Source organism: Streptomyces sp. NPDC059224, from assembly GCF_042754285.1.
GTDB lineage: Bacteria > Actinomycetota > Actinomycetes > Streptomycetales > Streptomycetaceae > Streptomyces.
Genome location: NZ_JBHZAN010000016.1, coordinates 186904 through 196694 on the forward strand (window position 1 = coordinate 186904; position 9791 = coordinate 196694).

The 9791-nt window shown below is 72.7% G+C and carries 5 protein-coding genes; 4 read left to right on the forward strand and 1 reads right to left on the reverse strand.

Annotation, left to right across the window (positions count from 1 at the left end; all coding sequences use genetic code 11):
* Positions 1-113 precede the first annotated feature (113 nt).
* From ACFXI4_RS19595 to atzF, 4 genes are read left to right on the forward strand one after another with little or no spacing between them, the layout of a single operon-like run.
* Positions 114-938 carry an urea amidolyase associated protein UAAP1 gene (locus ACFXI4_RS19595; RefSeq protein ID WP_384992342.1) on the forward strand — a complete coding sequence of 275 codons (825 nt, stop codon included), beginning with the start codon at positions 114-116 and terminating at the stop codon, positions 936-938.
* Complete coding sequence (locus ACFXI4_RS19600; RefSeq protein ID WP_362729926.1) at positions 935-1537, forward strand: urea amidolyase associated protein UAAP2; 603 nt, start codon at positions 935-937, stop codon at positions 1535-1537. Before ACFXI4_RS19595 ends, ACFXI4_RS19600 begins: the two co-directional genes overlap by 4 nt.
* Positions 1534-5046, forward strand: a complete 3513-nt coding sequence (locus ACFXI4_RS19605; RefSeq protein WP_384992344.1) for a 5-oxoprolinase/urea amidolyase family protein — start codon at positions 1534-1536, stop codon at positions 5044-5046. Before ACFXI4_RS19600 ends, ACFXI4_RS19605 begins: the two co-directional genes overlap by 4 nt.
* A gap of 19 nt (positions 5047-5065) precedes the next feature.
* Positions 5066-6721, forward strand: a complete 1656-nt coding sequence (gene atzF, locus ACFXI4_RS19610) for an allophanate hydrolase (protein ID WP_384992346.1) — start codon at positions 5066-5068, stop codon at positions 6719-6721.
* A 98-nt stretch (positions 6722-6819) separates the two neighbouring features.
* Here the strand turns inward: atzF and ACFXI4_RS19615 are convergent, their stop codons facing one another.
* The gene (locus ACFXI4_RS19615; RefSeq protein ID WP_362724863.1) at positions 6820-9672 is read right to left on the reverse strand and encodes a DEAD/DEAH box helicase; all 2853 of its coding nucleotides are present in this window, start codon (positions 9670-9672) and stop codon (positions 6820-6822) included.
* Positions 9673-9791 lie beyond the last annotated feature (119 nt).

A 9791-nucleotide genomic window follows, 5' to 3' on the forward strand; every position in this document is an offset into this window, starting at 1 on the left:
TAACCGGGCCGGAACGCCACGGCAACGCCCCCGACCCGGCCCGCCTCTAATTTCTGTCGAGCGACAGAAATCTCCCCCAGTCCCACCCGAGCCGACGGAGCCGGAGGTCAGCGATGGCGACAGCGACCACGTACGGAGCGCGGGCACATGCCCGCGCCCAGGAGGGTACCCGCGCCGATGCCATGCCGGTCGTACCGGCCGCCGACTGGCCGGACCCGCCCTGCGAGGCGGGCCACCTGGTGTGGGCGGAGACGGTGGCGGGCGGCAACTACACGCATCGCGTCCTGGCCCGGGGCACCGAACTGCGCCTGACCGATCCGCACGGCGACGCCTGCGCACACCTCCTGCTGTACGCCGCCGACCGTCCCTGGGAGCGGCTGAACGTCGCCGACACGGTCAAGGTCCAGTGGAACGCCTACCTCGGCGAGGGGGTGCTGCTCCTCTCCGACCAGGGCCGGGTCCTGGCCTCCGTGGTCACCGACACCTCCGGCCGGCACGACGCGCTGTGCGGCACCTCCACCCTGGTCCGCAACACCGCGCGGTACGGCGACGGCACCCCGCAGTCGCCCTCCCCCGCCGGGCGCGAACTGTTCAAGCTGGCGGCGGCGAAGAACGGCCTGGAACCGCGCGACCTGCCGCCGTCCCTGTCGTTCTTCCAGGGCGTGCAGGTGCGCGACGACGGCACGCTGCACCTCACCGGCTCGGCCGGCCCCGGCGGCAGCGTCACGCTCCGCGCCGAACAGGACCTGACCGTCCTGATCGCGAACGTGCCGCACCCGGCCGATCCACGGCCCGACTACGTCTGCACCGCCCTGGAGGTCCTGGCCTGGCGCGCCGCGCCCACCGCACCCGGCGATCCCCTCTGGGACGCCACCCCGGAGGGCCGCCGCGCCTTCCTGAACACCGCCGGATTCCTCGCCGCGAGGGGGCTCGCATGACCACCGCGACCGTCGTCCCGGCCCGCGCCGCCTGGTCCGCCGTCATCCGCGCCGGGCAGACCCTGACCATCACCGACCTGCACGGCAACCAGGCCGTCGACTTCCTCGTCTACGACGCCCACGACACGGCGGTCCGCTACAGCGCCCCCGACACCGTGCACGCGCAGGGCTCCCTCTTCCTCACCACGGGCAGCGTGCTGCTCTCCAACGAGCACACCCCGCTGATGACCGTGACCGCCGACGAGGTCGGCCGGCACGACACGGTCGGCGGCGCCTGCTCCAAGGAGTCCAACACCCTGCGCTACGGCCACCACACCTGGTCGCAGCACGCCTGCGTGGACAACTTCCTGGCGGAGGGCGCCAAGCACGGCCTCGGCAAGCGCGACCTGGTCTCCAACATCAACTGGTACATGAACGTGCCGGTCGAACCGGACGGCACCCTCGGCATCGTCGACGGCCTCTCGGCCCCGGGCCTGAAACTGACCCTGCGCGCCGAACGGGACGTCCTCGTCCTGGTCTCCAACTGCCCGCAGATCAACAACCCGTGCAACGGCTTCGAACCGACCGCGGTGGAGATGACGATCGGGGACGCCGGATGAGTTTCGACACCCTGCTGGTCGCCAACCGGGGCGAGATAGCCGTCCGGGTCATCCGCACCGCCCGCGCACTGGGGCTGCGCACGGTCGCCGTCTACTCCGACCCCGACCGCTCCGCTCCCCACGTCCGCCTCGCCGACGAGGCGGTACGGCTCGGCCCGGCCCCGGCGAAGGAGTCCTACCTCGACGCCGACCTGGTGCTGAAGGCCGCCAAGGACACCGGCGCGGGCGCGATCCACCCCGGGTACGGCTTCCTGTCCGAGGACGCCGGTTTCGCCCGGCGCTGCGAGGCCGCCGGCATCGTCTTCGTCGGTCCGACCCCGGAGCAGTTGGAGCTGTTCGGCGCCAAGCACACGGCCCGGGCGGCGGCGCGGGCGGCCGGCGTGCCCCTGGCCCCGGGAACCGGACTCCTCCGGGACCTTCCCGAGGCCCTGCGCGAGGCGTCCGTCCTCGGCTATCCCGTGATGCTCAAGGCCACCGGCGGCGGTGGCGGTATCGGTATGTCGGCATGTCGGTCCGCGGCCGAACTGACCGACGCCTGGGACCGGGTGCAGCGCGTGGCCGCCGCTTCCTTCTCCTCCGCCGGGGTGTTCCTGGAACGCCTGGTCGAGCACGCCCGCCATGTCGAGGTGCAGGTCTTCGGCGACGGCGCGGGCCGGGTGGTCACCTTCGGCGACCGGGACTGCTCCCTCCAGCGCCGCAACCAGAAGGTGGTCGAGGAGGCCCCGGCACCCGGCCTGCCGCCGCACGTGCGCGCGCGACTCGCCTCCTCCGCACGCGACCTGTGCGCGGCCGTGGACTACCGTTCCGCGGGCACGGTCGAGTTCGTGTACGACGCGACCCGCGAGGAGGCCTACTTCCTGGAGGTCAACACCCGGCTCCAGGTGGAACATCCGGTCACCGAGGAGATCTACGGCGTCGACCTGGTCGCCTGGATGCTGCGCCTGGCGCGGGGCGAGTCCGGCGTCGTCCGGGACCCGGGCGAGCCACGCGGCCACGCCGTCGAGGCCCGCGTCTACGCCGAGGACCCCTCCCGCGACCACCGGCCCGGCGCCGGCCTGCTGACCCGGGTGGAGTTCCCGCCGGGGGTGCGCGTCGACGGCTGGGTGGAGACCGGCACCGAGGTGACCACGTCGTACGATCCGATGCTCGCGAAGGTGATCGCCCACGGCCCCGACCGCGACCGGGCCCTGCGCACCCTCGACGAGGCGCTGGCCGGCACCCGGGTCGACGGCATCGAGACCAACCTGGGTCTGGTGCGCGCCGCTCTCGCCGAACCGGCCTTCCGGGCCGCCGTCCACTCGACGGCGACCCTCGCCACGGTCACCGACCCGACCCCCCGGATCGAGGTCGTCACCGCCGGCACGCTCACCACGGTCCAGGACTGGCCGGGCCGCACCGGCTACTGGCAGGTCGGGGTACCCCCGTGCGGCCCGATGGACGACCGCTCCTTCCGGCTCGGCAATCGCGCGCTGGGCAACCCGGAGGGTGCCCCCGGCCTCGAATGCACCCTCCAGGGCCCGTCCCTGCGCTTCACCCACCCGACGACCGTCTGCGTGACCGGCGCCCCGGCCCCGGTGACGCTGGACGGCGCCCCGGTCGCGCAGTGGGAACCGGTGACGGTACCGGCCGGCGGGCTCCTGGAGGTCGGTGCCCCCTCCGCACACGGGCTGCGCACCTACGTCCTGTTCGCGGGCGGCGGCCTGGACGTGCCTGCCTTCCTGGGCAGCGCGAGCACCTTCACGCTGGGCCGGTTCGGCGGCCACGGCGGCCGCGCCCTGCGCACGGGTGACGTCCTGCACGGCGGAGCGGTGACGGACGGCGAGCCGGTCGCCGAACGCCCGCGCTTCACGTCCGTCTGGCAGCTGGCCGCCGTCGAAGGCCCCCATGCCGCCCCGGAGTTCTTCACCGAGGACGACATCCGGGACTTCTACGCCGCCGAGTGGAAGGTGCACTTCAACTCGGCGCGCACCGGGGTGCGGCTGGTCGGCCCCAAACCGCGCTGGGCCCGCGCAGACGGCGGCGAGGCGGGCCTGCACCCGTCCAACATCCACGACACCCCGTACTCGGCCGGCGCCGTCGACTACACCGGCGACATGCCCGTCCTGCTCGGCCCCGACGGCCCCTCCCTCGGCGGGTTCGTGTGCCCGGCGACCGTCCTGAGCGGCGAACGCTGGAAACTGGGCCAGCTCCGGCCCGGCGACACGGTCCGCTTCACCCCGGCCGACGTGACCGGCGCGCTCCGCCCCGCGATCGTCGACGGCGGCGTCCTGGCCCGCGACGGGGACGTGACCTACCGGCGCAGCGGCGACGACAACCTGCTGGTCGAGTTCGGCCCGATGCAGCTGGACCTGGCTCTGCGGATGCGCGTCCACGCGCTGATGGAGGCGGTGACGGCGGCGGACCTGCCCGGGGTCACGGACCTCACCCCGGGGATCCGCTCACTCCAGGTCCGGACCGACCCCGGTCTGCTCACCCAGGCCGAACTCCTGTCCTCGGTACGGGAGATCGTCCTGGGGCTGCCGCCCACCGATGAACTGGTGGTGCCCTCCCGTACGGTCCACCTCCCCCTGTCCTGGGACGACCCGGCGACCCGCGAGGCGATCGCCCGCTATATGGCGGGCGTCCGCGACGACGCCCCCTGGTGCCCGTGGAACATCGAGTTCATCCGCCGTATCAACGGCCTGGACTCGGTCGACGACGTCCACCGCACGGTCTTCGACGCGGAGTACCTGGTCCTCGGCCTCGGCGACGTGTACCTGGGCGCCCCGGTCGCCACCCCGCTGGACCCGCGCCACCGCCTGGTCACCACGAAGTACAACCCGGCCCGCACCTGGACCGCCGAGAACTCCGTCGGTATCGGCGGCGCCTATCTGTGCGTCTACGGCATGGAAGGCCCGGGCGGCTACCAGTTCGTGGGGCGTACGACCCAGGTGTGGTCGGGCTGGCAGCAGCGCGGCGCGTTCCGGCCCGGCTCGCCGTGGCTGCTGCGCTTCTTCGACCGGATCAGGTGGTACCCGGTGTCCCCGGACGAGCTCCTGGACCTGCGGGCCGACATCATCTCCGGCAGGTTCGTGCCGCGCATCGAGGAGGGGACGTTCTCCCTGGCGTCCTACCAGGGGTTCCTCTCCGAACACGGCGACGCCATCGCGGACTTCAGGGCACGCCAGCAGCGGGCCTTCGCCGCGGAGCGCGACGCCTGGGAGGCGGCGGGCGAGTTCGCGAGGGCCCAGGCGGCGACAGCACCGGCGTCCGACGCGCCGGCCGAGGTGTCCGTACCGCCGGGCGGTCGCCTGATAGAAGCCGAGTTCGCGGCCTCCGTGTGGCAGCTGAACGTGGCGGCCGGCGACGAGGTGACCACCGGCCAGGCCCTCCTCGCCCTGGAGGCCATGAAGATGGAGTCACGGGTGCACGCGCCGATGGCCGGCGTGGTGACGGAGATCCTGGCGAAGCCGGGCGACCAGGTGGAGGCGGGGACGGCACTGCTCGTCCTGGCCCCGACCCCGAACTGACCGACAGGAGCGACCGAGCATGTCCAGCACCGTCTCCCGGATCCGTGCCGCCTACGCGCGCATCGACGCGGTCGACCGCCCCGAGATCTGGATCGATCTGCGCCCACGGGAGGAGACCGAGGCGGAGGCCCGGGCGATCGACGAGCGGGTGGCCGCCGGTGAACGCCTCCCGCTCGCCGGCCGCCTGTTCGCCGCCAAGGGCAACATCGACGTGCGGGGACTGCCGACCACGGCCGGCTGCCCGGCGTACGCCTACGAGCCGGAGGCCGACGCCCCGGTGGTGGCCCGGCTGCGCGCGGCCGGCGCCCTCGTCCTCGGCACGACCAATCTCGACCAGTTCGCCACGGGCCTGGTCGGCACCCGCTCCCCCTACGGCGCGGTCCGCAACGCGATCGACCCGACCCGGATCAGCGGCGGCTCCAGCTCGGGCTCGGCGGTGGCGGTGGCCCTCGGGATCGTCGACTTCGCGCTCGGCACGGACACGGCCGGTTCGGGCCGGGTCCCGGCCGCCCTCAACGGCATCGTCGGCCTCAAACCGACCCGTGGCCTGCTCCCCACCACCGGGGTGGTCCCGGCCTGTGCCTCCCTGGACTGCGTGACGGTGTTCGCCCGCACCCTGCCGGAGGCCGAGCAGGCGCTGTCGTATCTGGCGGCCCCGCCGGACCGGGCGCTCCCGCCCCTGCCCCAGCGGCGCCCGGGTCCCTGGCGGATCGCGATCCCGCCGCTCGCCCAGCTCGGCGAGATGGACGAGGGCTGGGCGACGGCGTACGAGGAAGCGGCCGACCGTCTCGCCGCCTCGGGCGCCGTGCTCCGCCCGCTCGACCTGACCCCCTTCACCGAGGCGGCGGCGATGCTCTACGAGGGCGCCTTCGTCGCGGAGCGCTACACGGCGGTGGGCCCCTTCATCGACGAACTGCTCGCCTCCGGCGGCCACGGCCTGGACCCCACGGTGAGCGGCATCGTCACCCGGGCCCGCGACATCCCGGCCCACCGGCTCTTCACCGATCAGGACCGGCTGTCCGCCCTGCGGACCCGCGCGCTGGCCGAGCTGTCCGACGCGGACGCCCTGCTGCTCCCGACCGCTCCGGGCCACCCCACCCTGGCCGAGGTGGCGGCCGACCCGCTGGGCGCCAACGCCCGCCTGGGCCGCTTCACCAACTCCACGAACCTCTTCGACCTGGCGGCGGTGGCGGTACCGGCGGGCGAGGTGAACGGTCTGCCGTTCGGCGTGATGCTGATCGGTCCGGCCTTCACGGACGACCGCCTGGCCACCGTCGCCCGCGCGCTGGAGCCGGGGGTGAGCCTGGCGGTGGTGGGCGCCCACCTGACCGGCCAGCCGCTGAACCCCCAGCTCCTGTCACTGGGCGCGGTCCTGGACCGCACGACGACGACGGCACCGGCGTACCGTCTGTACGCGCTGCCGACGACACCGCCGAAGCCGGGTCTGGTGTACGTGGGCGAGGGCGGAGCCGAGATCGAAGCGGAGGTGTGGCGCCTGCCGTCCGAAGGCCTGGGACGTCTCCTGGCCGGGCTCCCCCGCCCCATGGCCCTGGGCAAGCTGGAGCTGACGGATGGTACGAAGGTGCCCGGCTTCCTCTGTGAACCGAGCGCGCTGGCCGACGCCGAGGACATCACTCGCCACGGGAGCTGGCGCCACTACTTGAACGCCAGGTGAGGCGACCCACCCGCTTGGGGGCGCGGGGAACTGCGCGACCAGCGACAGCGCACCCGCACCCGCACCCGCACCAGGACCAGGACCAGGACCAGGACAGGTCACCCCACCGACGAGTAGGCCACAACCCCCCGGAGCACCAGGTCAACCGCCTTGCGCGCGGTCTTCGAAACACCCGACCCCGCCACCGGAGCCGCCGCCGCGATCTGCCCGAGCACGTCGATGACCTGCTTGCACCACCGCACGAAGTCCCCGGCCGGCATCTCCGCCTCCCGCAGCACCTCGTCCAGCCCGGTCCCCGAAGCCCACATGTACGCGGCCCAGGCGAAGCCGAGGTCCGGTTCCCGCTGACCGACGCCCTCGGCCTGGTTGATCCGGAACTCCTCCTCCAGCGCGTCCAGACGGCCCCAGATCCGCACCATCTCGCCGAGCGCGGCCTTCGCCTTCCCGGAGGGCAGCTTGGGGGCCATCGCGTCGTCCCCGACCCGTGCCTCGTAGACCAGCGCCGAGACGCACGCGGCGAGTTCGGCGGGACTGAGCCCCTCCCAGACACCGGCCCGCAGGCATTCGCTGGCGAGCAGGTCGAGTTCGCCGTACAGCCGGGCCAGCCGCTTCCCGTGCTCGGTGACCTCGTCGCCGCGCAGGTAGTCCAGCTCGGTCAGCAGGGCCACGATCCGGTCGAAGGTGCGGGCGATGGTGTTGGTCCGGCCCTCGATCCGCCGCTCCAGCTGCGAGGTGTCCCGCATCAGCCGGTGGTACCGCTCGGCCCACCGGGCGTGGTCCTCCCGGTCGTTGCAGCCGTGGCAGGGATGCGCCCGGATCGCGGTCCGCAGCCGTGCGATCTCCCGGTCGTCCGCGGCCTGCGAGCGCTTCTTGCGGGCCCGCTCCGGCGGAATGTGACCGGCCTTGGTGCGCAGCGCGGACGCGAGGTCCCGACGGGACTGCGGGGAACGGGGGTTGAAGGACTTGGGGATCCGCATCCGCTCCAACGCCTCGACGGGCACCGGGAAGTCCATTGCCGCCAGCCGCTTGACCTGGCGTTCCGCGGTCAGTACCAGCGGGCGCGGCCCGTCGTGGTGCTCGAAGCCCCGGTGGCCGTTGGAGCGTCCGGCGGGCAGGCCGGGGTCGAGGACCAGCGCGAGACCGGCGTACTTGCCCGTCGGCACGTGGATGACGTCGCCCGGCTTGAGCTTCTCCAGCGCGACCGCGGCCTCGGCCCGGCGTTCGACCGCGCCCTGGCGGACGAGTTCGGTCTCCCGGTCCTTCAGCTCGCGCCGCAGCCGCGCGTACTCCTCGAAGTCGCCGAGGTGGCAGGTCATGGACTCCTTGTAGCCCTCGAGTCCTTCCTCGTTGCGCTGCACCTGCCGGGAGATCCCGACGACCGACTTGTCGGCCTGGAACTGCGCGAACGAGGTCTCCAGAAGCTCTCGCGACCGGTGCCGGCCGAACTGCTCGACCAGGTTGACCGCCATGTTGTACGACGGCTTGAAGCTGGAGCGCAGCGGATAGGTGCGGGTACCCGCGAGCCCCGCGAGGTGCTCGGGGCTGAATCCCCGCTGCCACAGCACCACGGCATGGCCCTCGATGTCGATGCCGCGGCGGCCCGCACGGCCGGTCAGCTGGGTGTACTCGCCGGGGGTGATGTCGGCGTGCTGCTCGCCGTTCCACTTGACGAGCTTCTCCAGCACCACCGAGCGGGCGGGCATGTTGATGCCGAGCGCGAGGGTCTCGGTCGCGAACACGGCCTTGACCAGGCCGCGGACGAAGAGTTCCTCGACGACTTCCTTGAAGGTCGGGAGCATGCCGGCGTGGTGGGCGGCGATACCGCGCTCCAGACCCTCCAGCCATTCGTAGTAGCCGAGGACGTGCAGGTCCTCGTGCGGGATCGACGAGGTCCGCTCCTCGACGAGCGCGCGCACCTGTTCGCGCGCCTCGTCGTCGTTGAGCCGGAGACCGGCGTACAGGCACTGCTGGACGGCCGCCTCGCACGCGGCGCGGCTGAAGATGAAGGTGATGGCCGGCAGCAGACCCTCGGAGTCGAGCCGTTCGATGACCTCGGGGCGCCCCGGTGTCCACACCCTGGACCGCTGCCGGCGCTCCCGCTCCCGGTCGGCCTCCCGCATGGCGCGCCCACGCCTGCGGTCCTGGTAGGAGGGTCTGCTCGCCTCCATCCGGGCCAGCCGGGTGAGGTCGGGGTTGACGGCCTTCTTCTGGCCCTCGCCCTCCTCGAACAGGTCGTACATCCGGCGCCCGGCGAGGACGTGCTGGAACAGCGGGACGGGCCGGTGTTCGGAGACGATGACCTCGGTGTCGCCGCGGACGGTGTCGAGCCAGTCGCCGAACTCCTCGGCGTTGGACACGGTCGCCGACAGGGAGACCAGGGTCACGGACTCCGGCAGGTGGATGATCACCTCTTCCCAGACTGCGCCCCGGAAGCGGTCGGAGAGGTAGTGCACCTCGTCCATGACCACGTAGCCGAGGCCGAGCAGGGTCTGGGAGCCCGCGTACAGCATGTTCCGCAGCACCTCGGTGGTCATCACGACCACGGGGGCGTCGGAGTTGACGCTGTTGTCGCCGGTGAGCAGGCCTACCTTGTCGGCACCGTAGCGGCGGCACAGGTCGGCGTACTTCTGGTTCGACAGCGCCTTGATGGGTGTCGTGTAGAAGCACTTCTTGCCCTGCTCCAGGGCGAGGTGGACGGCGAACTCGCCGACGATCGTCTTGCCCGAGCCGGTGGGAGCGGCCACCAGAACGCCCTTCCCGGCTTCGAGTGCCTGGCAGGCCTCGATCTGGAAGGGGTCGAGGCCGAATTCGTACATCTCGCGGAAAGACGCGAGCGCGGTGGCCTGCTCGGCGGCCCGCCTGCGGGCCGCCGCATACCGCTCGGCCGGTGAGAGGTCCTCTGTCATCGTGCTTTCGAGCGTACCGGTCCCCACTGACAACAGGACGATCATTATCCGGAACAGGGGACGACGGACGACGAAGAGGTGGGCGCGCCGGGGGGGGGGGGGGCGGCGGGGGGGCGGTGCGGACGCCCGGGGGGTCAGGACCGCGTAGGGGTTTGACGCCCCGC